Here is a 223-nt window from a genome sequence, read left to right as displayed (position 1 = left end):
CAAAACTGGTTTGCTCCGTTCCCTTTACCGTTGTTACAACAAAATCTTGTTCTCCTGCAGGTTGCTCCTGAACAGGCAGTGTATCCATCGGATAATTCTGGAATACGAAAATATGATCAAATAAGTTCGTTTTGAGTGTACTGTGCGCTTGAATATCAGCCAAAGACACATAATCATACTGCTCGGATTTCAACAAATCGACCTGCACTTGTTTCACTAAGGC

At 41.3% G+C, this 223-nt stretch carries 1 protein-coding gene; it reads right to left on the bottom strand.

Annotated elements, in window-relative coordinates; all coding sequences use genetic code 11:
• Positions 1-223, bottom strand: a 223-nt coding sequence (locus FS818_RS28575; RefSeq protein WP_145336796.1) for a condensation domain-containing protein, incomplete at both ends; no start/stop codon positions are given.

It is taken from the genome of Paenibacillus xylanexedens (assembly GCF_007680605.1).
GTDB classification, from domain to species: Bacteria; Bacillota; Bacilli; order Paenibacillales; family Paenibacillaceae; genus Paenibacillus; species Paenibacillus xylanexedens_B.
The sequence above is the reverse complement of the archived record's forward strand: the minus strand, read 5'-3'. Positions and strand labels throughout refer to the sequence as shown.